This window comes from Photobacterium sp. J15, from assembly GCF_963870815.1.
Lineage (GTDB): Bacteria > Pseudomonadota > Gammaproteobacteria > Enterobacterales > Vibrionaceae > Photobacterium > Photobacterium marinum.
Map to the genome: position 1 here is coordinate 1,147,317 of NZ_CAWMUI010000001.1, position 23,143 is coordinate 1,170,459.

At 49.3% G+C, this 23,143-nt stretch carries 23 protein-coding genes and 1 other annotated feature; of the genes, 8 read left to right on the top strand and 15 right to left on the bottom strand.

Annotated features, from left to right (window positions below):
* Nucleotides 1–90: 90 nt before the first annotated feature.
* Complete coding sequence (cls, locus tag AACQ93_RS05580; protein WP_064602749.1) at nucleotides 91–1,548, bottom strand: cardiolipin synthase; 1,458 nt, start codon at nucleotides 1,546–1,548, stop codon at nucleotides 91–93.
* A 352-nt stretch (nucleotides 1,549–1,900) separates the two neighbouring features.
* On the opposite strand from cls, the gene AACQ93_RS05585 reads away from it, so the two are divergent.
* The 3 genes from AACQ93_RS05585 to AACQ93_RS05595 all read left to right on the top strand — a co-directional run bounded on the left by AACQ93_RS05585 (nucleotide 1,901) and on the right by AACQ93_RS05595 (nucleotide 5,487).
* Nucleotides 1,901–3,235 carry a sodium-dependent transporter gene (locus tag AACQ93_RS05585; protein ID WP_064602751.1) on the top strand — a complete coding sequence of 445 codons (1,335 nt, stop codon included), beginning with the start codon at nucleotides 1,901–1,903 and terminating at the stop codon, nucleotides 3,233–3,235.
* Nucleotides 3,236–3,365: 130 nt separating this feature from the next.
* A complete protein-coding gene (locus AACQ93_RS05590) occupies nucleotides 3,366–4,052 on the top strand; it encodes a TIGR01621 family pseudouridine synthase (protein WP_064602753.1) in 687 nt (228 codons plus the stop codon).
* A gap of 496 nt (nucleotides 4,053–4,548) precedes the next feature.
* Nucleotides 4,549–5,487: a class I SAM-dependent methyltransferase gene (locus AACQ93_RS05595; protein ID WP_007461931.1), complete on the top strand. Its 939-nt coding sequence runs from the start codon at nucleotides 4,549–4,551 to the stop codon at nucleotides 5,485–5,487.
* A gap of 85 nt (nucleotides 5,488–5,572) precedes the next feature.
* Here the strand turns inward: AACQ93_RS05595 and AACQ93_RS05600 are convergent, their stop codons facing one another.
* The 12 genes from AACQ93_RS05600 to AACQ93_RS05655 form a co-directional block, all read right to left on the bottom strand.
* Nucleotides 5,573–5,965, bottom strand: coding sequence for a GspS/AspS pilotin family protein (locus AACQ93_RS05600; protein ID WP_007461932.1), 393 nt, complete (start codon nucleotides 5,963–5,965; stop codon nucleotides 5,573–5,575).
* A 42-nt stretch (nucleotides 5,966–6,007) separates the two neighbouring features.
* Nucleotides 6,008–6,307: a YciI family protein gene (locus tag AACQ93_RS05605; RefSeq protein WP_064602755.1), complete on the bottom strand. Its 300-nt coding sequence runs from the start codon at nucleotides 6,305–6,307 to the stop codon at nucleotides 6,008–6,010.
* 96 nt (nucleotides 6,308–6,403) lie between these two features.
* Nucleotides 6,404–6,802: an acyl-CoA thioester hydrolase YciA gene (gene yciA / locus AACQ93_RS05610; protein ID WP_007461934.1), complete on the bottom strand. Its 399-nt coding sequence runs from the start codon at nucleotides 6,800–6,802 to the stop codon at nucleotides 6,404–6,406.
* Between the two features lie 15 nt (nucleotides 6,803–6,817).
* Nucleotides 6,818–7,357, bottom strand: coding sequence for a septation protein A (locus tag AACQ93_RS05615; protein ID WP_064602757.1), 540 nt, complete (start codon nucleotides 7,355–7,357; stop codon nucleotides 6,818–6,820).
* A gap of 234 nt (nucleotides 7,358–7,591) precedes the next feature.
* Complete coding sequence (locus AACQ93_RS05620; protein ID WP_007461944.1) at nucleotides 7,592–8,848, bottom strand: dicarboxylate/amino acid:cation symporter; 1,257 nt, start codon at nucleotides 8,846–8,848, stop codon at nucleotides 7,592–7,594.
* 435 nt (nucleotides 8,849–9,283) lie between these two features.
* The gene (trpA, locus tag AACQ93_RS05625) at nucleotides 9,284–10,093 is read right to left on the bottom strand and encodes a tryptophan synthase subunit alpha (protein WP_064602759.1); all 810 of its coding nucleotides are present in this window, start codon (nucleotides 10,091–10,093) and stop codon (nucleotides 9,284–9,286) included.
* Nucleotides 10,093–11,283 (bottom strand): tryptophan synthase subunit beta, encoded by a 1,191-nt coding sequence (gene trpB, locus AACQ93_RS05630; protein WP_064602761.1) that lies wholly within the window; start codon nucleotides 11,281–11,283, stop codon nucleotides 10,093–10,095. Before trpB ends, trpA begins: the two co-directional genes overlap by 1 nt.
* A gap of 14 nt (nucleotides 11,284–11,297) precedes the next feature.
* The gene (trpCF, locus tag AACQ93_RS05635) at nucleotides 11,298–12,668 is read right to left on the bottom strand and encodes a bifunctional indole-3-glycerol-phosphate synthase TrpC/phosphoribosylanthranilate isomerase TrpF (protein WP_064602763.1); all 1,371 of its coding nucleotides are present in this window, start codon (nucleotides 12,666–12,668) and stop codon (nucleotides 11,298–11,300) included.
* Between the two features lie 2 nt (nucleotides 12,669–12,670).
* Nucleotides 12,671–13,681: an anthranilate phosphoribosyltransferase gene (gene trpD / locus AACQ93_RS05640; protein WP_064602765.1), complete on the bottom strand. Its 1,011-nt coding sequence runs from the start codon at nucleotides 13,679–13,681 to the stop codon at nucleotides 12,671–12,673.
* A gap of 21 nt (nucleotides 13,682–13,702) precedes the next feature.
* Entirely contained in the window at nucleotides 13,703–14,323 is a 621-nt protein-coding gene (locus AACQ93_RS05645; RefSeq protein WP_064602767.1) for an aminodeoxychorismate/anthranilate synthase component II, read from the bottom strand.
* 11 nt (nucleotides 14,324–14,334) lie between these two features.
* Complete coding sequence (locus AACQ93_RS05650) at nucleotides 14,335–15,915, bottom strand: anthranilate synthase component 1 (protein WP_064602768.1); 1,581 nt, start codon at nucleotides 15,913–15,915, stop codon at nucleotides 14,335–14,337.
* Nucleotides 15,912–16,925, bottom strand: coding sequence for a 3-deoxy-7-phosphoheptulonate synthase (locus AACQ93_RS05655; RefSeq protein WP_064602770.1), 1,014 nt, complete (start codon nucleotides 16,923–16,925; stop codon nucleotides 15,912–15,914). The genes AACQ93_RS05650 and AACQ93_RS05655 overlap by 4 nt, the downstream gene beginning before the upstream one ends.
* An 86-nt stretch (nucleotides 16,926–17,011) precedes the next feature.
* Nucleotides 17,012–17,108 (bottom strand) — a sequence feature (Trp leader region).
* A 121-nt stretch (nucleotides 17,109–17,229) separates the two neighbouring features.
* Between AACQ93_RS05655 and rnm the strand changes: the two genes are divergently transcribed.
* From rnm to rluB, 3 genes are all read left to right on the top strand, one after another.
* Nucleotides 17,230–18,120, top strand: coding sequence for an RNase RNM (gene rnm / locus AACQ93_RS05660; RefSeq protein WP_064602772.1), 891 nt, complete (start codon nucleotides 17,230–17,232; stop codon nucleotides 18,118–18,120).
* The gene (locus AACQ93_RS05665; RefSeq protein WP_007461972.1) at nucleotides 18,120–18,740 is read left to right on the top strand and encodes an L-threonylcarbamoyladenylate synthase; all 621 of its coding nucleotides are present in this window, start codon (nucleotides 18,120–18,122) and stop codon (nucleotides 18,738–18,740) included. Before rnm ends, AACQ93_RS05665 begins: the two co-directional genes overlap by 1 nt.
* Before the next feature lie 187 nt (nucleotides 18,741–18,927).
* Nucleotides 18,928–19,935, top strand: a complete 1,008-nt coding sequence (rluB, locus tag AACQ93_RS05670; RefSeq protein WP_007461974.1) for a 23S rRNA pseudouridine(2605) synthase RluB — start codon at nucleotides 18,928–18,930, stop codon at nucleotides 19,933–19,935.
* An 83-nt stretch (nucleotides 19,936–20,018) separates the two neighbouring features.
* Here the strand turns inward: rluB and AACQ93_RS05675 are convergent, their stop codons facing one another.
* Nucleotides 20,019–20,780: a YciK family oxidoreductase gene (locus tag AACQ93_RS05675; RefSeq protein ID WP_064602774.1), complete on the bottom strand. Its 762-nt coding sequence runs from the start codon at nucleotides 20,778–20,780 to the stop codon at nucleotides 20,019–20,021.
* 106 nt (nucleotides 20,781–20,886) lie between these two features.
* Between AACQ93_RS05675 and sohB the strand changes: the two genes are divergently transcribed.
* Together sohB and AACQ93_RS05685 are read left to right on the top strand one after the other, a co-directional pair.
* The gene (gene sohB, locus AACQ93_RS05680; RefSeq protein ID WP_064602777.1) at nucleotides 20,887–21,948 is read left to right on the top strand and encodes a protease SohB; all 1,062 of its coding nucleotides are present in this window, start codon (nucleotides 20,887–20,889) and stop codon (nucleotides 21,946–21,948) included.
* A gap of 7 nt (nucleotides 21,949–21,955) precedes the next feature.
* Nucleotides 21,956–22,369 carry a DUF805 domain-containing protein gene (locus AACQ93_RS05685; RefSeq protein ID WP_064606515.1) on the top strand — a complete coding sequence of 138 codons (414 nt, stop codon included), beginning with the start codon at nucleotides 21,956–21,958 and terminating at the stop codon, nucleotides 22,367–22,369.
* A 69-nt stretch (nucleotides 22,370–22,438) separates the two neighbouring features.
* Here AACQ93_RS05685 and AACQ93_RS05690 read toward each other — a convergent pair whose 3' ends face one another.
* Nucleotides 22,439–22,699 carry a YciN family protein gene (locus AACQ93_RS05690; RefSeq protein ID WP_064602779.1) on the bottom strand — a complete coding sequence of 87 codons (261 nt, stop codon included), beginning with the start codon at nucleotides 22,697–22,699 and terminating at the stop codon, nucleotides 22,439–22,441.
* Nucleotides 22,700–23,143: the final 444 nt, after the last annotated feature.

The window sequence follows — 23,143 nt, forward strand, 5'->3', positions numbered from 1 at the left end:
AAAAGACAGGCAAATGCCTGTCTTTTTTTAGGTTCCTGCTGATACCTGACAGCAAACTAATGGATTGCAGAGTTAAAGCGATTGAATGAGTTACAAAAGTGGGCTGAACATATAGAAGAATTGTTCGCCGAGCTTTTTGTAGACTGGGCGTTTTTCCCACTCACTCAAAGAAATATGGGTAGAGTTAGCGATATATTCCTGCTGTAGCCAGCTTAGTTGCTGGGTAAATTCAGGGTTATCGACCGCCAGGGTGACTTCGAAGTTCAACCACAGGCTACGCATATCAAGGTTCACGGTACCAATCAGGCAATGGTTGTTGTCAATAACCACCGACTTGGTGTGCAGTAACCCCCCATGGAAGCGGTGGATTTTAACTCCGGCACTTAGCAATTCAGTAAAGAAGGAACGGCTGGCCCATTCAACCATCACCGAATCATTTTTGTCTGGAATGACTATGTCGACACGGACCCCGCGCTCGGCTGCACTTTCAAGGGCATGGAGCAGGTTCTCACTCGGGACAAAATACGGGGTGGTGATCACCACACTCTCTTTGGCCTGGTAGATACTCAGCAGCAATACCTGATGGATAAGTTCATCGGGCATGCCCGGACCAGACGGAATTACCTGAATGATTTCATGTTTTTCTGTTGCTGTGCTGACTTCTTCTGTCGGCAGTTCCGGCAGGAAGCGTTTACCGGTTTCCACTTCCCAGTCCCAGGCCTGAATACAGTTAAGCACCGAGACACAAGGGCCGGTCAGCCTGACCATCACATCAATCCACTGGCCGACACCGGCATCAGTTTTAAAGTGTTCAGGATCAACCAGGTTCATTGAGCCGGTATAAGCAATCTTATTGTCTATTACCACAATTTTGCGGTGCTGGCGCAGATCCAGTCGGCGCAAGAACATCCTCAACGGTGATACTGCCAGTGCCTCAACAATTTCGATACCTGCCTGAGCCATCAGTCTCGGCCAGTAAGAGCGGAAAAAGCGGTTGCTGCCGGCAGCATCCAGCAGAAGTTTAACTGACACTCCCCGTTTGGCGGCAATGATCAGGGCTGAAGCGAGTTCATCAGCCAGTCCACCCGGATGCCAGATATAAAATTCCAGGTGAATGCTGTCTTCAGCGTTACGAATGTCTTCGATAATCGAACGCAGGATCTCATGTGGAGTGTCCTGAAGGGACATGCTGTTGCCACAAAGAGCCGGAAGGCCAAGCCGGTTTTCACATAAGTCACTGATAGGGCGGGCCTGATGGCTCATTTGTTGCGGCTGGTGGCCGGGGCAGTCGTTGAGGCGCTGAAACCAGTCGGCAAATGGTTGGAACATCTCTTTTGCCCGTTCGGCACGTTTTCTTCCTAGATTAAGTTCTCCTACCAATAAATAGGCAAAGACACCGCCAATCGGAATGATGTAGATGATCATCAGCCAGGCAAGGGAGACACCGACAACACGGCGTTTGAACACGACACGCATTGTCACACCGGCTATAACCAGCCAGTAGAAAAAGACGCTTACCCAGGCGAGTACCTGATAAAACTGTTCCATGTGAGAGAGTTATCTAATTCAACAGAGTTTTGTTTCTATTATTTTGCATCGAAATTGAAGGAATACCAGCGTTATCTTGTTAAAGAGTTATTTATAAGTGTTTCAGTTAACAAACAGAAAACAATAAAACTAACTATTGATTGCTTTATAAGCAAAACTGGCTGGAATTGGGCGGAATGCTGGTGATTGATCAAAAAATACAAAAGCGGGCTTCACATTTTATTCCCAAACTGTTTTACTTGCCAATGAAGAGGGTGTGATTGATATTTGAATGGATGTACACAATACTTTACACCAAGCAAAGCACAACATTATTACAGCAATACATAACGACTAATTAAGAGATTCTGATATGGCGAGTGGATCAAGAGCGCAGTTCAGCTCAAGGATAGGTTTTATTTTGGCGGCGGCAGGTTCCGCTGTTGGCCTGGGAAATATTTGGGGATTCCCGACTCAGGCTGCCAGTAACGGTGGTGCCGTTTTCCTTCTTGTTTATTTGTTGATGGTATTTGCTCTGGCATATCCATTACTGGTGGCTGAGTTGACGATCGGTCGTTATGGCAGCGCCAACCCGATTAAGTCGCTTCGTGCTGTATGGCCTCAGCAACGTGGAGTTGCCGCAGTACTGGGTGTTGCAGGGATGATTGCGGTATCAATGATCCTGAGTTTTTATGCGATTGTTGCCGGATGGCTGTTCGGTTTCCTGGTCGGCCCGGTTTTAGAAGCTATCGGTATGGTGTCTGCCGCCGAGTGGCTTGAGTCTTTCAGTGCCAGTCGTAACCTTTCCCTGATGATCATTTTTATGGTGCTGACTATTTTAGTTGTCCGCAATGGTGTTGCTGACGGTATTGAGCGTTGGTCAACCCGTCTGATGCCGGTATTACTGGGACTATTTGTAGTCATGGTGGCCTATATCCTGACTCAGGATGGTGCCATCGATGGCCTGAAAATGTATCTGGTTCCAGATTTCTCACACATGAGCCCGGATCTTGTCGTCAGTGCAATGGGGCAGGCTTTCTTCTCTTTGTCGCTGGGCGTGTGTTCGATGATGGTTTACGGTTCATACATCAAAAAAGACGTTAACCTGCCAAAAACTGCTGCTCAGGTGGCGATGTTGGATACCTCAGTTGCTTTCATTGCCGGCCTGTTGATTCTTCCTGCGATGTTTGTGGCGCAGCATAATGGTGTTGAAATTTACAGCGATACCGGTGCATTGCTGTCCTCCGATACGCTGGTCTTTAGTGTTCTCCCTGCGATGTTCGACACCATGGGAGCAGCCGGCCTGTTTATCGGTGTGCTGTTCTTCGTTCTGATGGTGATTGCAGCACTGACTTCCTCTATCTCTATGCTCGAGGTGCCGGTTGCCTGTGCGACCGAAGAGTTACAGCAGGACCGAAAAATTGCAGTATGGTGGATTGGTGGTTTGATCACCTTGTTCTCAGGCATCATTGTCTTCAATTTCGGCGATATGTTTGGCCTGGTGATTTCGCTGACGACTGAATACGCGCAGCCGATTTTAGGGATGTTGTTTGCCCTGCTAGTTGGTTGGGTATGGAAGCGTGACAAAGTGCTAGAGGAAATCAAACAAGGCTACCCTGAGCTGGAGCAGGGCCTGTTCTGGAAAATCTGGCCTTGGTATGTACGTGTTGTTTGTCCGCTGCTGATGCTGTTTGTTTTCTTTGCATAAGGCTGAACACGGTATAACAGAACGAAAGCCGCTCATCTGAGCGGCTTTTTACGTTGAGGGGAGTGGTTTCTCGGCATAGGGAGTATATACTCCGCACTTCGTTTTTTATTTCGTGAGATGGTATCGGCTTATGTTCACTCTGGTTTATCAACATCCTGATTTTCTGGTTATTAATAAACATCCGGGAGTGAGTGTTCACAAAGACGATAATGAGCAGCCATTGCTGGCCGAAGTGGCAAAACAAACCGGCGATGAAAAGCTTTATCTGATCCACCGTCTTGATAAGATGACATCGGGTCTATTGCTGTTAGGGCGTAACCGGGAAGCGGCTTCAGTGCTGTCAGCTAATTTTGCTCAGCGTAATGTTGAAAAATATTACCTGGCAATCGGCACTAAAAAGCCTAAGAAGAAGCAGGGAGCAGTGATTGGTGACATGACACGTTCCCGTCGAAGCAGCTGGAAGCTGGAAAGTAGTAAAGAAAACCCAGCGATAACCCAGTTTTTCTCGGCTGCTGCCGGAAATGGACGACGCTTGTTCCTGTGTAAGCCTCATACGGGTAAAACACATCAGATCCGGGTAGCACTTCGAAGTGTTGGTTCCGGGATCACCGGAGATGATATTTACGGCTGTGAAGGTGCCGATCGTGGTTACCTGCATGCGTATGCGTTGCGTTTCCCTTATCAGGGGGAACTGCAACAGTTTGTCTGTATGCCTGAGCAGGGGGCGTTTTGGCATAGTGCTGAAGTGCAAGAAGCGATGGAGCAATGGAACGCCCCTTGGGATCTGAGTTGGCCGAAGCTGGCGATTAAGGCTTGATGACAAATATCGAAAACTGTTGAAAATGGAAATTTCTGGTCATTGTCGGTGCAAATTAGCTGAAACTATAAAATAAGTTGTGCTAAGTGGCGTTTAAATGACCACTTTTAATTATATTAATATAAAAATTCGCATATAATGCCCGTCTAGGATTTACCTAGACTGAGGATTACAATGCGCCGACTTAACCGCTCTGTGTCGCTTCGGATGCGATTGAAGAAGAAAAAGACTAAATCGCGTTTTTGGGGGTTGGCTACATTCCGCCGTAATCGTCTCAAGTTCAAAGCCCGCTCCAAACGTCAAAGACATGTTCGTATCACCGCAGAGTATGTCGTTCTCGCCAGTCATCGCCTCCCTGATGAAACAACCAAATTAGTCGCCTGATCATTTTCCATTATTAAGTTTGGTATTACTGCTAAGCTCGAATAATTGTGTGGCACGGTGTGAGAGGTTGGTATTAGAATAGCGCCTTTATTTCATTAAACACTGAAGATTTATGGAAACGAGTGCGCTACCAACCTTAGAACAACATTTGCTTAATGAGCTGACTTCACCACCTACAGAGGTGCGTCGCCTTTTTCATGGTCGTGGTCGTTGCTGGCAGGGTCTTGAACAGCTCACTGTTGACTGGCTTGGCGGCCAGGTACTGGTTTCCCTGTTTAAAGAACCATCCGAGTCATTTCTTATTGCGCTGAACGAAACGCTAATCACACTGACTGAAAGTGAAATCTGGCAGCAAAGTAATGCAGTGTCATTGCTGCTGCAGCACCGTGACCGTCAGGGGTCGCCGACGGAAGTGCTGTGGGGTGAGATGCGGGAATATCAGGACGTGGTCGAAAATGGCCTGACGTTCAAGCTGGATTTGGGTCGCAAGCAAAATAACGGTTTGTTCCTTGATATGCGCTATGGCCGTGATTGGGTAATGCGCCACTCAGAAGGAAAGCGAGTACTTAACCTGTTTGCGTACACCTGTGGCTTTTCTGTTGCCGCAATTGCCGGCGGGGCAGAGCACGTCGTTAACCTGGATATGTCAAAAGCTGCGCTGAGCCGGGGGCGTGATAACCATCACCTCAATAAGCATGATCTGAAGAAGGTCAGCTTTTTGGGCCATGAGTTGTTTAAATCATGGGGTAAGGTGCGCAAGTCTGGCCCTTATGACTTAATCATTATTGATCCGCCATCCTTCCAGAAGGGTAGTTTTGCCTTAACGAAAGACTACCAGAAGATTTTACGTCGCTTGCCTGAGCTGCTGACAGAGAAAGGTCAGGTTATGGCATGTGTGAATGATCCTTCGGTTTCTGCTCAGTTTTTGATTGACGGAATGGCAGCCGAAGCACCAGAACTGACGTTTACAGAGCGACTGGATAATCCGCCGGAGTTCAAAGACATTGATCCGGAAGGTGGCTTGAAGGTGCTGGTTTTTGACCGGAATTAACAGTTAGTACAAATAAAAAAATACCGCCTGATTGTGAGTCAGGCGGTATATTAATTCCAGCGAGATTACTGTTCAGATTAGTGATCTATTGGGCTTGTTCCAGATTCGTACAATAGTCGGCGTAAACTGGCTGCTCAGCCATAGTTCGGCCTCGCATATCCATCACCACGATATTGTAATTCACCCCTTCATTGACCAGCGGGCTTAGTTCGTTGCTCGCACAGTAGTTGACGGCTGCATTCTTCACGGCAATTGAAGGTGGTACTTTACCACCGCCACCGTAAAGGATGGTGATCTCGACAGTATTTTCACGTGCTTTAGCCTTCATGATTCGGTATTCGCCAACCGTGTCATATGGCGCTTTGTTATTGATAGCGGCTGCCCGGCTTTTCGCTAGGGCGATAGCTGCATCATCCTGAGTTGATGCACAGCCTGCCAGGGTCAGCAGGGCGATGCATGCACATACTTTTTTAAACATTGAATTGTTGTTCTCGTTATGTCGCAGGGTGTGAACTGCTGTTTATGGCAGAACCTTCTTGAATGGTTTCACGATCACTTTTTCATAAACACCGGCTTCAATATAAGGATCGGCATCAGCCCATGCTTTCGCATCATCCAGGGAATCAAACTCGGCAATAACTGTGGATCCGGTGAAGCCTGCTTCGCCAGGGTTCTCGCTGTCGATAGCCGGCATTGGACCAGCAACCAGCAAACGACCTTGTCCCTGAAGATCTTTCAGGCGAGCCAGGTGCTTTTCACGCACGCTCATGCGACGCTCCAGGCTGTTTTCAACGTCTTGAGAAAAAATCACATACCACATTCGCAGGTATCTCCCTATTAGAAGCGATTAAGTTTTCGTATCTTAACCAATAAAAAAAGCCCTAACCAGAGGTCAGGGCTTTTTTGCGGCATGCACTCAAGACTTTTTGATTGGTCGCGGGCGGCCTTCGCTGTTAATTGCAACGTAATTAAATGTCGCTTCACAGACGCGGTAGCGATCACCGACTTCATCGTGGGAAACCGGTTTAACCCAGACTTCCAGGGCAATACTCATTGAAGTATTGCCGATACGGCTGCATTCGCCGTAACAGCAAACAACATCACCAACGCCAACCGGCGCCTTGAAGGTAATGCTTTCAACGGAGACGGTAACAACCCGTCCGCCAGAAATTTCTTTTGCCAGAATGGCACCGGCCAAGTCCAGCTGTGACATGATCCAGCCACCAAAAATATCGCCGTTGGCGTTGGTGTCTGCAGGCATTGCTAATGTGCGGAGCAAAAGTTGTCCGCGAGGAACATTGTTTTCAGTGGTCATGCTTTGACTCTTCTACTACTTTGAATCGGTTTCTTTGGGCATATGGTGGTAAATATATCCGCCGGTCGCAAGTGTAAACGCAAAAGTCAGGCCCAACAGGCCAAAGACTTTAAAGTTTACCCAAACATCAAGAGGCAGATAAAAAGCAATATAGATATTGGCTAACGCACAGATAACGAAAAACAGGAACCAGGCAGCGTTGATACGCTTCCAGGCATGTTCAGGCAATTGAATTTCGTTACTCAGCATTCCTTTAATTAGTGGCTTGCCAAGGTACTGGCTGACTGCCAGTCCGCCCGCAAACAGGGCGTAGATGATCGTCACTTTCCATTTTATGAAGTTATCATCATGGAACACGAGTGTCAGTCCGCCAAAAACTGTAACCATAACAAAAGTGATTAACTGCATTTTCTCTACTTTCTTATACAAGAACCAGGTCAGGACTACCTGGATTGCCGTTGCAACTATCAGTGCGCCGGTTGCCGCGTAGATGTCCTGAAGCTTGTACAGGGCAAAGAAGATGATCAGCGGAATAAAATCGATCAGTTGTTTCATGAATTAACAGCCTTATGGTCGTCCGAAGTCGGTGAGCCGGACGGAATCTGGTACTCGAAGGCGCTAGTATACCCAAACAGTTCCAATATGCAGAGTCTACCAGTATGGTTATGAGTGATTTTGCATATTTATAACCAAGTATGGATATAAAACAAACAGGCTGCCGGTAGATGATTACCGACAGCCTGCTGGAGTTTATACCAAGCGGAACGATATTTTGTTCCGTATTTGGGCTTAAGCGTTTTGTGCTTCGTCTTCTGCTACCTGAGCAGGCGCATCACCAATCATATCATTGATAATTACAGCACAGGCTGCGTCACCTGTAATGTTCAGTGCTGTGCGAATCATATCGAAGATACGGTCAAGGGCGAACAGCAGTGGCAGACCTTCAATCGGGATACCGGCTGAAAGCAGTACGGCAACAACCAGGAATGACGGACCCGGAACACCTGCCTGGCCTACTGCACCCAGGGTAGAGGTTATGATAATCGCAACGTATGCGCCCATACCAAGGTCGATATTGAACAGCTGGGCAAAGAAGATAGCAACCAGACCGTAGTAAATCGCGTTACCACTCATGTTGATGGTTGCACCCAGTGGCAGAACGAAGGAAGCGGTAGAGTTCTTTACGCCCAGTTCTTCTTCACAAACTTCCATGGTAACCGGCAGTGTTGCCATTGATGAAGCAGTTGAAAGTGCCACAGCCTGAGGCTTTTTCATTACCGACAGGAACTTAAACGGTGATGTCTTGCTGAATGTTTTGATTAGTAGCGGGTAGAAAACAAAACCGTAAATCAGGATAGCTGCGACGTAAACAACAAACAGTTTGAATACCACCATCAGGGCACCGAAACCGAAAGTACCGACAGCATCAGCCATCAGGCCGAATACGCCTAGCGGAGCAATCTTCATTACCACGTTGATCATCCATACCATGGCATCAACGATAGCATTTACACCGTTTAACAGCGGGTCACGACGTTCCTGTTCCAGTTTGGATAAAGCAATACCAAAGAAAAGGCAGAAAACCAGAATTTGCAGAATATTCGCTTCATTCAAAGATTGGAAAACGTTGGTCGGGATCATACCCAGAACGGTGGCCCAGAAGCTTGGCAGTTCACCTTTGTCTGCATAGACGTCAGAGAACATGCCTTCAACACCGGCAAGGTCAATACCATGGCCCGGCTCGAATACCTGCCCCATAAACAGTGCCAGTGCAACAGCGACGGCAGAGGTAAGGGCGAAGAATCCAAGGGTGGAGAAGCCGACTTTACCGGCGGAGTGGCTGCCGCCAAGACCGGCAGCACCGGAAATGATAGCAACGGCTACTAGTGGGATAACCAGCATTTTGATCAGGTGGATAAAAATGCTGCCAAGCGGAGCGAACATGCTGGCAGAATGCCCCATCATCGCACCGACAAGTGTACCGAGAAACATTGCAATAACGACCTGCACGCCGATATTGCCCAATAATCCTTTTTGATTTAACACTTTAGATACCTCAGTTGTGTTTGTTAATCCTGTATGGGCTCAAGTACTGTTATTGTTATAAATGTTGCATTGATATTTTGCGGGTGTGTTTTTACACGCAATTTAACGATTTTACAATTGTTATTTTTAATATTTTCTTCTGAATTTATGCTTGCTGAGAATGCCATGTGACAAATAAGCAAACTTAACATCTTTGCTACTGTATTCCGTGGCTTAATGGAATTCTTTGATCTTGGTTCTGAAGTGGTGGTTAAGCTTTGATCGCTTAGGTGTGTTTGGGTGTGAAAAAGCCGCATGGTGTGCGGCGTTGATTTAACATCAGGTTGAAAAGTTGTTTCAGTCATCACTGATGTGGAATTTTTGATAAGAGTTTAAGGGCCGTTTAGGTTTAATGAAGAATTTTTCCCTAACAGCCCTTTTTATCTAGCGGTTTATTCAGCTACGTCTGGTTGCTGCTTTCATTGAACAGATGAACTGCCCAAGTTCGCCAAGCATCATCTGCTCATCGCCGAGGTTTTTTTCGATGATCTTAACGACCGCAGAGCCAGAAATTGCGCCTGCTGCGCCAGCTTCCAGTGCGTCTTTAACCTGTTGTGGTTCCGAGATTCCAAAACCAAGCAATGCTGGTGGCGCGTTATGGGTCTTCAGGCTTTCCAACAGGTGAGTAACCGGCATTCCCGCCTGAGTTTCTGTTCCGGTAACGCCAGCCCGTGAAAGTAGGTAAGTGTAGCCGCCGCTGTAATCTGAAACGGTTTTCAGCGTTGCTTCGTTAGCATTTGGTGGAGCAATGAAAATCGGGTGGATACCGTATTTTTCAGCAGCCGCGCGGAATTCTTCTGACTCCTTGATTGGCACATCGGCAACCAGCACTGAGTCGACACCAGCTTCTGCACACTTTTGGTAGAAATTCTCGATCCCGGAGGCGAAAACCAGGTTGGCGTACATCAGCAAGCCGATTGGCACTTGTGGGTATTTGCGGCGAACTTTTGTCAGTAGTTCGAAGCAGATCGCAGGGGTGGTGCCCGCATCCAGGGCGCGAATTGTTGCTCCCTGGATCGTCGGGCCATCGGCCAGTGGATCAGAGAACGGGATTCCCAGCTCCAGGGCATCCGCGCCGGACTCGATAAGGGTATCGATAATTTTCAAAGACAGCTCAGGGTCAGGGTCACCGATAGTGACAAAGGGAACAAAGGCCCCCTCGTTTTTCTCTGCCAGACGTTCAAATTGTGCTTGATAACGATCCATTACAGCGCTCCCTTTGCTTCCAAAATATCGTGTACGGTGAAAATATCTTTGTCGCCGCGCCCGGACAGGTTAACGACAAGTAGTTGTTCTTTTTCAGGCTCGGCCTGAATCATCTTCAGTGCATGAGCCAGTGCGTGGGCAGATTCCAATGCCGGAATAATCCCTTCGCTACGTGCCAGTGCCTGGAAGGCATCCAGCGCTTCGTCATCAGTTACGGATTCGTAAACGGCACGTCCGGTTGCATTCAGGTGAGCGTGCTGCGGGCCGACAGATGGGAAATCCAGTCCGGCAGAAACTGAGTATGATTCTTCTACCTGACCATGTTCGTCCTGCATCAGCGGCGCTTTCATGCCGAAGAAGATACCCAGTTTGCCGTGCTTCAGTGGTGCGCCGTGCATATTGGTATCCAGTCCTTTACCGGCAGGTTCGACGCCAATCAGGCCAACTTCCGTGTTTTCAATGAAATCAGAGAACATACCGATAGCGTTGGAACCGCCACCGACACAGGCGATGACTGCATCCGGCAGGCGTCCTTCTTTTTCCAGAATCTGGCTCTTAGTTTCTTCGCCGATGATATGCTGGAACTCACGAACAATGGTCGGGAACGGGTGCGGACCGGCTGCTGTCCCCAGCAGGTAATGCGCTTTGTCATAGGTTGCAGACCAGTCACGCATTGCTTCGTTACAGGCATCTTTGAGTGTGGCAGAGCCCGAGTGAACAGGGATGACTTCGGCACCCATCAGCTTCATACGAAAGACGTTCGGGCTCTGGCGTTCTACGTCTTTTGCTCCCATATAAACACGGCATTTGAGGCCCAACAGGGCACAGGCTAGGGCGGTTGCCACGCCGTGCTGTCCGGCACCGGTTTCGGCGATGATTTCTGTTTTGCCCATGCGTTTGGCAAGTAGTGCCTGACCCAGTACTTGATTTGTTTTATGGGCACCGCCGTGAAGCAGGTCTTCTCGCTTCAGGTACAGTTTGGCGTTGGTGCCTTTGGTTAGGTTTTTACATAGGGTCAGCGCGGTCGGGCGGCCTGCGTATTCTTTCAAAAGGGTGATAAATTCTTCCTGAAAGCTTGGATCTTGCTGTGCTTCGACAAATGCAGCTTCCAGCTGGTCAAGGGCCGGTACCAGAATCTGTGGTACATACTGACCACCAAATTCACCGAAATAGGCTTCTAATTTGCTCATAGTTTTAATTTTCCTTAATACTTCCTGATTGCCGCAAATGCCGCATCCAATTTGTCTTTATCTTTCTTGCCCGGTTTACTTTCCACTCCAGAGTTTAAATCCAGTCCCCGGCAGCCGATGGTGGCCGCTTCGCTGGCGTTTTCGGGAGTAAGACCACCGGCCAACAGAATGTTTTCTTTATCTGCCTCTCCTAGCAGTTGCCAGTTGAAGGTTTTGCCTGTGCCACCAAATTGCTGGCCGTTTCGGCTGTCAAGCAGGTGTCGGTCGGCGGCCCAGAGGGCAAAATTCGGAATTGCATTTTCAATGCCGTGTGCTTTCCATATTTGGCAGCCTACTGGAAGTTGTTTTTTTAACGCTTCGACATATTCCGGTGACTCATCGCCGTGAAGTTGTACGGCTGATAACGACAGGGCTTTCGCTATTTCTGCTATGGTTTCAGGGCTGTCATTGCGGAATACGCCGACGTATTTCAGTGGTGCGCCGCTCATGACCATCCGGGCCTGCTCGATATCCACATTACGTGGTGAGCTTGGGACAAAGATCAGGCCGCCATAGACAGCGCCGCTTTGATAGGCGGCACTGGCATCATCTGCGTGGGTCAGGCCACAGACTTTGTTCTCGCCGAGCAGTACGCGCCTGACTGCCAGTTCCAGATCGTCTTCTGCCATCAACGAGCTGCCGATCAGAAAGCCGTTGGCATAAGCAGACAGTTCCCGTACTTGCTGGTTGTTGTAGATACCTGATTCGGAAATCACTATGGTGTCTTCCGACAGACGAGGGGCCAGCTGCTTGGTTCGGCTGAGGTCAATGCTCAAATCACGCAGATTGCGGTTATTGATACCCACCACCTTTGCTTTCAGGGTTATGGCGCGTTCCAGTTCCTCTTCATTACTGACTTCGGTAAGGATGCCTAAACCCAGTTGTTCTGCGACAGTGGCCAGCTCGCGATACTGAGCATCATCAAGTACAGACAGCATCAGGAGGATGGCATCGGCACCATAATGACGTGCCAGGTATACCTGGTAGGTGTCAATCATGAAGTCTTTGCACAGCACCGGTTGGGAAACCTGATTGCGAACTTGAGGAATGAATTCAAAGTTTCCCTGAAAATACTTCTCGTCGGTCAGTACAGAGATGGCGCTGGCATGGCCGTTATAGACACTGGCAATATGGTCCAGGTTGAAGTCGGCACGGATAAGGCCTTTTGACGGCGAGGCTTTTTTACATTCCAGAATAAAAGCCGTCTGTTCGCCGGAAAGTGCCTGATAAAAACTGCGGTCGCTGGGTGTCAGGGCATCTCTAAATTCAGCCAGTGGCTGTTGTTGCTTACGCGCTTCAACCCAGATGCGTTTATCGGCAACGATTTTTGCTAGTACTGTTTCCATGCTTAACCTCGTGCTGCCAGTTTTTCAACCAGCTCGAATGCTTTGCCTGATTGCATTACGTCAATGGCTTTTTGGGTATTGGCTTTTAAATCTTCCTTACCGAACAAGCGAAGAAGCAGGGCGACATTAACTGCGACAGCTGCCTGCTGGGCATCGGTGCCTCTGCCGATCAGAATATTGGTAATAATTCTGCGGTTTTCTTCCGGCTCACCACCTTTGATGGTTTCAAGTGGATAAGTGTCCAGCCCGAAATCTGTCGGTGTCAGGGTGTATTCCTTAATCTCGCCGTCAATGATCTCAGCGACGGTGGTTTCACCGTGGATTGCGACTTCATCCAGGCCACTGCCGTGTACAACGGCTGCCCGCTTCATGCCCATTGCCGCCATGGTTTCGGCGATCGGGCGAACCAGTGCTTTGTCATAAACGCCCATCAGTTCGATGTTTGGGCGAGCTGGGTTAATCAGCGGGCCAAGTACATTGAAGATGGTACGGGTTTTCAGGGTTTGGCGAACCGGCATTGCGTGGCGTACACCGCCGTGATACTCCGGTGCGAACAAGAAGCAGACGCCAAGCTCGTCCAGTGCGCCACGGGCGTTGTCCGGTGTCATTGCCAGGTCGATTCTGAATTTGTCGAGCAGATCGGAAGAGCCGGATTTGCTCGAAACGCCGCGGTTACCATGCTTGGCAACTTTTACGCCGCAGGCTGCAGCGACAAAAGCAGCGGTGGTGGAAATATTGATGGTGTTGGCACCGTCACCCCCGGTACCGACGATATCGGCGAAATCGTAATCCGGGCTCGGAAAGGGTTTGGCATTAGCCAACAGAGCACTCGCGGCTCCGGCGATTTCGTCTGGTGTCTCCCCTTTGATTTTCAGAGCTGTCAGTACAGCAGAAAGCAGGATAGGATCGACTTCGCCCTTGATGATGGCATCGAACAGAATCTGGCTTTCTTCTCTGGTCAGCGACTGCTGGTCATAAAGTTTGTTGGCGATGGTGTAAATGATTGCATCCATAATCTTTTGCTCCCTAAATTCTTATACGCTCAGACCCGGTTTTGATGTCACCCAGTTCAGTGTGCTGATCAGCAGTTGTGCGCCCTGAGTAGTCAGAATCGACTCGGGGTGGAACTGGTAACCGCAGACACGATCCTCATTGTTGACGACAGCCATGACCAGGCCGTCAACGTCAGCAACTGTTTCCAGCGCTTCCGGCACATTGGTGGCAACCAACGAATGGTAGCGGGCGATAGAAAGCGGACTCGGCAGGGTGCCAAACACAGTGTGGCCGCTATGCTTCATCATGGCTGATTTGCCGTGGACGATGTCGCCGGCACCTTCAACCTTGCCGCCGTAGGCTTCAACAATGGCCTGATGACCCAGGCAGATACCGATCATCGGGACTTTGCCGCGGACTTTTTTAATCAGAGCCGGCATACAGCCTGCGTCGGCCGGTGCACCCGGGCCCGGAGACAGCACCAGAACCGGATTGTCTTTCTCTGCCAGAGCCTGTTCCATTTGCTCAACTGTCAGGCTGTTGCGATAGATGGTTACCGGGTAACCCAATGAGCGGAATTGATCCACCAGGTTGTAAGTAAAGGAGTCAAAGTTATCCAGCAGGACGATATGGGCGTTGCTTGTGGTTTTGCTTTTGTGCATGCCTGTTCTCCTTATATCGCCTGAGTCGGGGCACTGTGTGCTTTGCGGATTGCATTAATGACGGCCTGGGCTTTACCACGAGTTTCATCGGCTTCAGCCTGAGGAACTGAGTCGTAGACGACACCGGCACCAGCTTGAACACTAGCGATACAGTCTTCGACATAGGCTGAGCGGATCACAATGCAGGTATCCATATCTCCGTGCCCGGTCAGATAACCTACGGCGCCACCGTAACTGCCTCGTCTGCGCTGTTCGACTTCGCGGATAAGCTGCATAGCGCGGATTTTCGGTGCACCGGTCAGGGTGCCCATGTTCATGCAGGCCTGATAAGCGTGCAGAGCATCAAGATCACCGCGTAGCTGGCCGACAACGCGGGAAACCAAGTGCATTACATGGCTGTAGCGGTCAACTTTTAGCAGGTCGGCAACATAGCGGCTGCCGGGCTTGCTGATCCGGGCAACATCGTTACGCGCCAGATCTACCAGCATCATGTGCTCGGCGTTTTCCTTCATGTCGCAGCGCAGCTCAAGTTCGATACGGCCGTCGAGATCAAGGTTGATGGAACCATCAGCGTTTTTGCCGCGCAGGCGGGTGCCGGCAATAGGGTAAATTTCTACCTGGTTGCTCTCCGTACAGTACTTCAGGGCACTTTCCGGCGATGCTCCGAAAAGGGTGAACTCGGCATCATGCAGGTAGAACATATACGGGCTAGGGTTGCCGATTTTCAGTTCTTTGTAGGCAACCAATGGTGACGGACACGGTAGGGTGAACTGTCTTGACGGCACCACCTGGAACACATCACCGTTAATTACATGCTGCTTCAGATTAACGACTGTCTCACAGAAATCCTCGTCGCTCACGCTGGCAATCGGTTCGCATTGATCTAAGTATTCCGCAACCGGCAGCGGTTTTGGTTCAAGGCAGGCTTCCTTGATGTGCTGTAGGCGGCGGCTGAGTTCAAAATAGCTGGAGGTGTATTCATCACCGCCGAATAGGGTTGCTTGCAGTTTGCCCCGGCGACGCTGGTGGTCGATCACCAGCAGGGTTTCGGCAATATAGAACAGGTAATCCGGACAGCGGTTGTCCTGCTCAACATCTGGCAGTGGCTCGAAGCCGGCGACGACGTCATAGGCAAACAGCCCGCCGAGGAACAGAGCCTCGCGCGGATGGTCAGAGGTATCGAAAGCATGCTGGATCATTCGCAGGGCATCAAATGACGACAACTGCCTTAGTCGGCTGTCTTCATCCAGATCACGTCCTGCGGCCGGAAAGAGCAGGATCAGGCAGTGGCTTTCTCGTTCGGCGCGGATGTTGCCGGTAAGTTGTTGCTCCAGAGTTTGCAGGACGTTGAGCCCGTTGTCTGTCAGCGCTTCAAGACGAACCTCTTTGTCGCGGCAGACAATGCGTACTGCTGCATCAATTAACATCAGGCTTTTCAAATCCTGTTTGGAGTCGATTTCTGCCGACTCCAGCAACAGGTTATGCGGGCGGTCATCACAGACGGTATAATACAGCTCCGTCGGATCCGCTACATAAGGCACGTCCAGACTGAGCAGCTCAAGCTCGCCTGAACCTAAAGGGGTTGTTTTCACAGCTTTCTCCCTGCCGCTTCTACAAACGGTTTTAGCTCTTGCATCAACTGTTCAAACATTGGACCTGTCAGGGCCTGATGACCGTCGGACAGTGCCTCGCACGGATTAAGGTGCGATTCGACGATGATGCCGTCGGCACCGACTGCGGCAGCGGCGCGCGACAGTGGGATCACCAGCTCGCGGACACCAGTACCATGGCTCGGGTCAACAACCACCGGCAGGTGGGTTCGCTGTTTCAGGTAAGCGACTGCATTGAGGTCCAATGTATTCCTTGTCGCTGTCTCATAGGTGCGGATACCACGTTCACACAGAATAATGTTAGGGTTTCCGGCGTCATAGATGTATTCCGCGGCCAGTAACAGCTCTTCGATAGTGGCTGAAAGTCCGCGTTTGAGCAAGACTGGTTTTTTACTTTCACCCACAGCTTTTAACAAAGCGTAGTTCTGCATATTGCGCGCGCCAATCTGAAGACAGTCGACGTATTCACACATTGAATTCATCTGGCTGACTTCCATCACTTCGGAAACCGTTGGCAAACCCAGTTGTTGTTTGGCTTTGTGCAGCAGTTTCAGGCCGTCCACTCCCATACCCTGGAAGTCATAAGGGCTGGTGCGAGGTTTGTAAGCTCCGCCGCGAAGGGCTACCGCACCGTGTTTTTTGACTACTTCGGCTACAGACATTAATTGTTCTTCCGACTCGACCGAGCAAGGGCCGGCAATAACGGCAAACTTATCACCGCCGACAGCGGCATTGCCGAAGCGAACCACAGTGTCGTGAGCCTGTACTTCACGACTGACCATTTTGTATTTGGTCAGGATAGGTTTAACGTTTTCTACGCACGGGTAGGCGTCAAGGTGGAGTTGCTGCAATATACGTTCATCACCGAGGGCACCGAGTACGATGCGCTCTACGCCAGGCATGTAAAGTGGCTTCAGGCCAGCCTGTTCAATACGGCCGAGAATTTCTTTGGCCTGTTCTTCAGTGGCGTTGGGCTTAAGTACGATAATCATTTGTTATTCCTTTATATTCAATGCTTTATTTTGTTTTGTGCGTCTGGTGCATTGGGCTGATTTCGGTTTACCAGTGAATTTCAGGTAGAAAAAAGCCCGCACAGAGCGGGCTTGTGTTCGGTCTGGCCTGTCAGGCACAGCAAATCACACCACCCGCAGAGGGAAGTGCCACCACCAAGAAAAGAAAGCGCAGAGTTGACGATGAATTTGCTGTACCATGTAAATATCCTGTAATTGAAGCGATTACTGGGTAACTGCGTACTAGTAAACTAGTTCATAGAAATAAAGTCAAGAAAATAAATTTATGTTATTTGATCTTCATAGCCATACTACGGCATCGGATGGTCGTCTGACTCCAGAAGCTCTGGTGAAAAGAGCAGTTGAACGACGTGTTGATGTGCTTGCAATTACAGATCACGATACGGTGGCTGGGCTGGTTCCGGCACAACAAGCTATTGACGCAGAAAACCTGCCAATAACTCTCATCAAAGGCATTGAAATATCGACAGTTTGGCGAAATTTTGATATTCACATTGTCGGCTTGAATATCGACATTGAACACCCGGCTATTACAAACCTTGTTAAGGAACAGCTCGAACGTCGTAAGGTCCGTGCCGAGCTGATGGCTGAACGGCTGGAAAAAAACCGGATGCCGGGAGCTCTGGAAGGGGCAAAGGCGCTGGCCGGTGATGCCACTCTGACTCGTGCCCACTTCGCCCAATGGCTGGTGGCGCAGGGGTATGCCAAAAATATGCAGGCGGTATTTAAGAAATTCCTGACCCGAAACAATCCGGGCTATGTCCCGCCGAACTGGTGTTCGATTGCTGACGCCGTAGAAGCGATTCATGCTGCCGGCGGTCAGGCCGTACTTGCCCACCCGGGGCGGTACAATATGACGGCGAAATGGTTGAAGCGTCTGTTAACCGCATTTGTTGAGGCGAACGGTGATGCGATGGAAGTGTCGCAGCCGCAGCAGGCCCCGCAAGAGCGAAGGACTCTCGCTGACTATTCAATAGATTATAAATTGCTTGCTTCCCAGGGTTCCGATTTTCATTATGCCTCTCCGTGGACCGAGCTTGGGCGCAACCTGTGGTTGCCAAAGGGTGTGACTGAGGTCTGGCAGGACTGGGACGTTGAAAAGAAGCGAGTTGAACAGGAGGTTCCGCAGTATACGGAATCATCACAGGAGGAATAATGAGCCAATTTTTCTATGTTCACCCGGAAACGCCACAGACACGCCTTATCAATCAGGCGGTTGCTATCATTCGTAACGGCGGGGTGATTGTTTATCCGACGGACTCAGGCTATGCGCTGGGCTGTCAGCTGGAAAATAAACATGCCCTGGATCGTATCTGCCAGATCCGTCGCCTTAACGACAAACATAACTTTACCTTGTTGTGTCGTGACCTGTCTGAACTGTCTTTGTATGCCCGTGTCGATAACACTGCATTTCGCCTGCTGCGCAACAATACACCGGGCGCTTATACCTTTATCTTTAAGGGAACCAAAGAAGTACCGCGTCGCCTGATGAATCCTAAGCGAAAGACCATAGGTATTCGCGTACCGGATAACGCAATTGCTTTGGCCCTGTTGGAAGCGCTGGGCGAGCCGATGATGTCTACGTCGTTGATTCTGCCGGGCAATGATGTTGCTGAGTCAGATCCGGATGATATTCGCGATAAACTGGAACACGCTGTTGATTTGATTATTAATGGTGGCTACCTGGGTGAGCAGCCGACAACCGTGATTGATTTCAGCAATGATGAGATGGAAGTTGTCCGTATTGGTGCCGGTGATCCTGAACCGTTTGAGTAATACCAATCGGGATAAGTAAGAGTTAGGTTTATTACCATTACAAAATTCTTAATGATTATCGTCTAATATGTCATTTGTGATGGTATCCGGCGCTTGCTTTTGGCATAATTCACGACCGCTTTAAGAGGGCTTAAAGCGTTTTTTTGATGATATTTCGACGCCTGTGAAGGCGACAAAGGTTTGTCTGATGAGTGAAAAATTACAGAAGGTGCTGGCCCGATCTGGCCAGGGTTCACGTCGTGAGATCGAATTGATGATCCAGCATGGACGTGTAAGTATCGACGGCAATGTCGCCAAATTGGGTGACCGTCTGGACGATCTTGACGTTAATGTTCGCATCGATGGTCATAAGATCGATTTGGTTGCGCCTTCTGATGAAGTGTGTCGTGTTCTGGCTTATAACAAGCCGGAAGGTGAGTTATGTACTCGTCATGACCCTGAAGGTCGTCGCACGGTGTTTGACCGTCTGCCGCGCCTGAATGAAGGTCGCTGGGTTTCTGTTGGTCGTCTTGATGCCAATACCGCAGGTCTTTTGCTGTTTACAACCGATGGTGAGCTGGCTAACCGCCTGATGCACCCAAGCCGCTGTGTGCAGCGTGAATACATGGTTCGAGTATTCGGTGAAGTGACCGAACAAATGGTTCGTAACGTCGTTCGCGGTGTTGAGCTTGAAGATGGTATGGCTCGCTTCGAAGACGTAGTATACGCCGGCGGTGAAGGTATGAACCATACTTTCTACGTAGTGATCACCGAAGGTCGTAACCGTGAGGTTCGTCGTCTTTGGGATTCTCAGGGCGTAACAGTAAGCCGTCTGAAGCGTGTTCGCTACGGTGATATCTTCCTGACAAAAGATCTGCCGCGAGGCGGTTGGATGGAACTTGAGCTGAAGGAAGTGAACTACCTGCGTGAGATGGTTGAACTTGAGCCGGAAACCCGTACAGCACTGACTGTTGAAGGCCAGAAACGTAAGCGTGGTGTTCGTCAGATCCGTCGTGCGGTTCGCCGTCATGAAGAGCGTCTGAACGAGGAATCGTCACGCGGTAGTCGTCGTGGTCGACAGGATAAGCGCCGTTCATCTTCGCGTAACCAAGATGTAGACGGTTCATCTCGTGGTCGTCGTAAACCTTCAGGAAATGCGGCTAATCGTCGTAATCCACTGAAAAATAAACCTGCTAAGCCTCGTACCCGTAAGTAAGACTGACGGGCGAAATCAGAGCAAAGGTTTTGATGATGAAAAAAAGCAGCCATTGGCTGCTTTTTTTGTCTCTCTTGTTTTACCTAACACGCAGCGCCTGGCTTACGTTTTGGTTGGGCATCGATGCATTGACCATGTACATCACGGCCTTCTGGTGCCATCAGGTAAAGATATAGTGGCATGATATCTGCCGGTGTTTTAAGTTGAGCCGGATCTTCTGCTGGGAATGCCTGGGCGCGCATACCTGTTCGGGTACCGCCTGGATTAATTGCGTTAACGCGGACATTCGTATTGCTCAGCTCATCGGCCAGTACCTGCATCATCCCTTCAGTAGCAAACTTAGAAATTGAGTATGCTCCCCAGAAAGCCCGTCCTTCATGGCCAACGGTTGACGAAGTAAAGACAATACGGCCGTCTTTTGCTTTTTTGATTAGCGGAAGAATCGCCTGGGTCATTAGAAGCTGAGCTTTAACATTCACCTGCATGACGTCATCAAAAGTTTCTTCGCCAAGCTGATCCAGCGGGCTCAGAACACCCAATAAGCCAGCATTGTGCAAGACGCCGTCCAGTCGGCCAAACTGGCTTTCAATGGTTTCAACCATATCCAGGTAGTTTTGTTTGGTTGCTCCGCTAAGATCTAGAGGGATAATTGCCGGTTGCGGGTAACCCTGTGCCTCGATTTCGTCATAAACGGCTTCGAGTTTGGAGACCGTCCGGCCCAGCAAGATAACAGTTGCACCGTGAGCTGCGTAGCTGATAGCTGCCTGACGTCCGATACCGTCACCGGCACCAGTTACCAAAATGACGCGATCTTTAAGAGAATCAGCAGCGATTTGATATTCCACGTGTAACTTCCTTATTGGTTTTTTTAGTCTTCCTATTGTATTGCCATAGCAGTCTCAGTGACAACTTGGTTACAATGGGGCAATTTCCAAAAATGAGGACTCAACATTGGATTTTTTGTTTGATTACGGGCTTTTCCTGGCCAAAATCGCGACAGTTGTCATCGCGATTGTCAGCATTCTGGTTTTAGCAAAGGGATTAAGTGGTCGTCATGGTTCACAGAAAGGTGAACTGGAAGTGACTGATCTGACTGAGCAGTACAAAGACACAGTACACCAGTTAGAATCTCATTTGTTTGATAAGCCTTTGCTGAAGGCCCGTGCCAAGGCAGAGAAAAAAGCTGATAAAGAAAAAGATAAGGTTCGCCAGAGTGAGATTAAGAAAGCGGCTAAAGCCGGCGATCTTGATCATACCCGCGAACCTCGTTTGTTTGTTCTGGACTTCCACGGCAGTATCGATGCACGTGAAGTGACAGCACTGCGTGAAGAGATCAGCGCGATTCTGGCTGTTGCTATTGAAGGTGATGAAGTATTGCTTCGCCTTGAGACTGGCGGCGGTATGGTGCATGGCTACGGCCTGGCTTCATCTCAGTTAGATCGTTTGCGTTCTGCTGGTATTAAGCTGACAATTTCCATCGATAAGGTTGCGGCAAGCGGCGGCTATATGATGGCTTGTGTGGCAGATAAAATCATCTCGGCGCCGTTTGCGGTTGTCGGTTCTATCGGTGTTATTGCCCAGTTGCCAAACTTCAATAAGTTGCTGAAGAAAAACGATATTGATTTTGAGCAGATAACTGCCGGTGAGTTCAAGCGAACCCTGACAATGTTCGGTGAAAATACCGATAAGGCCCGTGAGAAATTCCAGGCTGAGATTGAAGAAACGCATGACTTGTTCAAGCAGTTCATTGAGGTTCACCGTCCTTCTCTGGAGCTGGAAAAAGTGGCAACCGGTGAGCACTGGTTCGGTAAGCAGGCTCTTGAGCTAGGTCTTGTTGATGAGCTTGGTACCAGTGATGATTTCATCACTAATGCCTGTAAAGAGCGTGAAGTGCTGAATATTCGTTATGTTCAGCGTAAGAAGCTGGCTGAGAAACTAGCCGGTGCGACCAGCGAAGCTGCCGATAACCTGCTGCTAAAATGGATTAGCCGCGGTCAGCGTCCGATTGTTTAATTTTATGATGAATCAGAAATGGGCTCTGTTCTCCCTTAAAGGACGGATGCGTCGCCGGGATTACTGGCTTTACAGTCTGCCTGTACTGCTGGTTTTCCTGCCGGTATTTCTGTATGCGACACCGGAAGCGACGGCAGCAAATCCGTTGCTGGATATTTTGTCGTTGGTCATTCTGGGTTTTGTGTTCTGGGCTTCACTGGCTCTGAACGTTAAGCGCCTGCATGATCGGAACAAAAGCGGTTGGTGGGTGATCGTGACATTTTTACCGGTGATCGGTCCGGTTTTTGTGATTGTCGAGCTGGGCATTCTGGATGGTACTAGAGGGACTAACCAGTTTGGTCCAGACCCGAAAGGGCGCGGAACAACACCGCCATCACAAGATCAAGGCAATGATAAAGATTCAATTACGATTGATATTTAATTGGACGCCCATTTGGTCGCTTAAAACAAACAGCCCTGCAATTGCAGGGCTGTTTCGTTTCAATTTGTATCAGGCCGAGAATTCGCTCTGTACCGTAAATTCCGGTGAAAGCTTGTGCGCCAGGAATTTAAACATATTGAAAACAGCAGTGGTTTTTTCGGTCGGCAGGCCTTTCTCATCCAGGAAGTATTCGCCTTTAAATACCAGTACACCGTCTTTTTCTTCAACTGATGTCGCTCGCATGCCTTCAATGTAGGCTTCGTGGTCTTGGATCAGTTGGTTAGCGATCATCAGTAATTCGCTTGCAGAAATAGGTTTTTTGTCGCTCATGCTGTTATCTCTTGAACTAAAAACGATTAATTCATGGCTGGCGGTTGAAATCCGGAAGCGATGAAGGCGGTCAGTTTATTGAAGTTGGCGCGATAAAACAAACCCTTGTTATGGATAAGGGCTTGGTAGCCAAATCGACTAAAGAGTGTATGCTTTCGCTGCTAATGTGACCAAATTATGTGAGCGATGGCAAAAATTCATGGGTTTTAATAGTCAAAATGGGTTGGAGGTGGTAATGATTAGCGCCCTCAGCCACTGCAAGACTATATAAAGTAGAGAGTGGCGGGTAATATCCGCAGGAGTAAATGTTTGCCGTTAACCTGCTCTTATCCAGCTGTTAACTTGCTGTTAGCAGGTGGGGAAGGGACGAGCAAACAGTTTGTTTTTGTTAAAAAGCAGTTGACCTTCTAGGATTGTAGCCCAATATGTAAATACTAATTACAT

What these genes read in the sequence shown, in the direction of transcription:
- cls (WP_064602749.1), bottom strand. Translation starts at nt 1,548, where the DNA reads ATGGAACAGTTTTATCAGGTACTCGCCTGGGTAAGCGTCTTTTTCTAC.
- AACQ93_RS05585 (WP_064602751.1), top strand. Translation starts at nt 1,901, where the DNA reads ATGGCGAGTGGATCAAGAGCGCAGTTCAGCTCAAGGATAGGTTTTATT.
- AACQ93_RS05590 (WP_064602753.1), top strand. Translation starts at nt 3,366, where the DNA reads ATGTTCACTCTGGTTTATCAACATCCTGATTTTCTGGTTATTAATAAA.
- AACQ93_RS05595 (WP_007461931.1), top strand. Translation starts at nt 4,549, where the DNA reads ATGGAAACGAGTGCGCTACCAACCTTAGAACAACATTTGCTTAATGAG.
- AACQ93_RS05600 (WP_007461932.1), bottom strand. Translation starts at nt 5,965, where the DNA reads ATGTTTAAAAAAGTATGTGCATGCATCGCCCTGCTGACCCTGGCAGGC.
- AACQ93_RS05605 (WP_064602755.1), bottom strand. Translation starts at nt 6,307, where the DNA reads ATGTGGTATGTGATTTTTTCTCAAGACGTTGAAAACAGCCTGGAGCGT.
- yciA (WP_007461934.1), bottom strand. Translation starts at nt 6,802, where the DNA reads ATGACCACTGAAAACAATGTTCCTCGCGGACAACTTTTGCTCCGCACA.
- AACQ93_RS05615 (WP_064602757.1), bottom strand. Translation starts at nt 7,357, where the DNA reads ATGAAACAACTGATCGATTTTATTCCGCTGATCATCTTCTTTGCCCTG.
- trpA (WP_064602759.1), bottom strand. Translation starts at nt 10,093, where the DNA reads ATGGATCGTTATCAAGCACAATTTGAACGTCTGGCAGAGAAAAACGAG.
- trpB (WP_064602761.1), bottom strand. Translation starts at nt 11,283, where the DNA reads ATGAGCAAATTAGAAGCCTATTTCGGTGAATTTGGTGGTCAGTATGTA.
- trpCF (WP_064602763.1), bottom strand. Translation starts at nt 12,668, where the DNA reads ATGGAAACAGTACTAGCAAAAATCGTTGCCGATAAACGCATCTGGGTT.
- trpD (WP_064602765.1), bottom strand. Translation starts at nt 13,681, where the DNA reads ATGGATGCAATCATTTACACCATCGCCAACAAACTTTATGACCAGCAG.
- AACQ93_RS05645 (WP_064602767.1), bottom strand. Translation starts at nt 14,323, where the DNA reads ATGCACAAAAGCAAAACCACAAGCAACGCCCATATCGTCCTGCTGGAT.
- AACQ93_RS05655 (WP_064602770.1), bottom strand. Translation starts at nt 16,925, where the DNA reads ATGATTATCGTACTTAAGCCCAACGCCACTGAAGAACAGGCCAAAGAA.
- rnm (WP_064602772.1), top strand. Translation starts at nt 17,230, where the DNA reads ATGTTATTTGATCTTCATAGCCATACTACGGCATCGGATGGTCGTCTG.
- AACQ93_RS05665 (WP_007461972.1), top strand. Translation starts at nt 18,120, where the DNA reads ATGAGCCAATTTTTCTATGTTCACCCGGAAACGCCACAGACACGCCTT.
- rluB (WP_007461974.1), top strand. Translation starts at nt 18,928, where the DNA reads ATGAGTGAAAAATTACAGAAGGTGCTGGCCCGATCTGGCCAGGGTTCA.
- AACQ93_RS05685 (WP_064606515.1), top strand. Translation starts at nt 21,956, where the DNA reads ATGAATCAGAAATGGGCTCTGTTCTCCCTTAAAGGACGGATGCGTCGC.
- AACQ93_RS05690 (WP_064602779.1), bottom strand. Translation starts at nt 22,699, where the DNA reads ATGAGCGACAAAAAACCTATTTCTGCAAGCGAATTACTGATGATCGCT.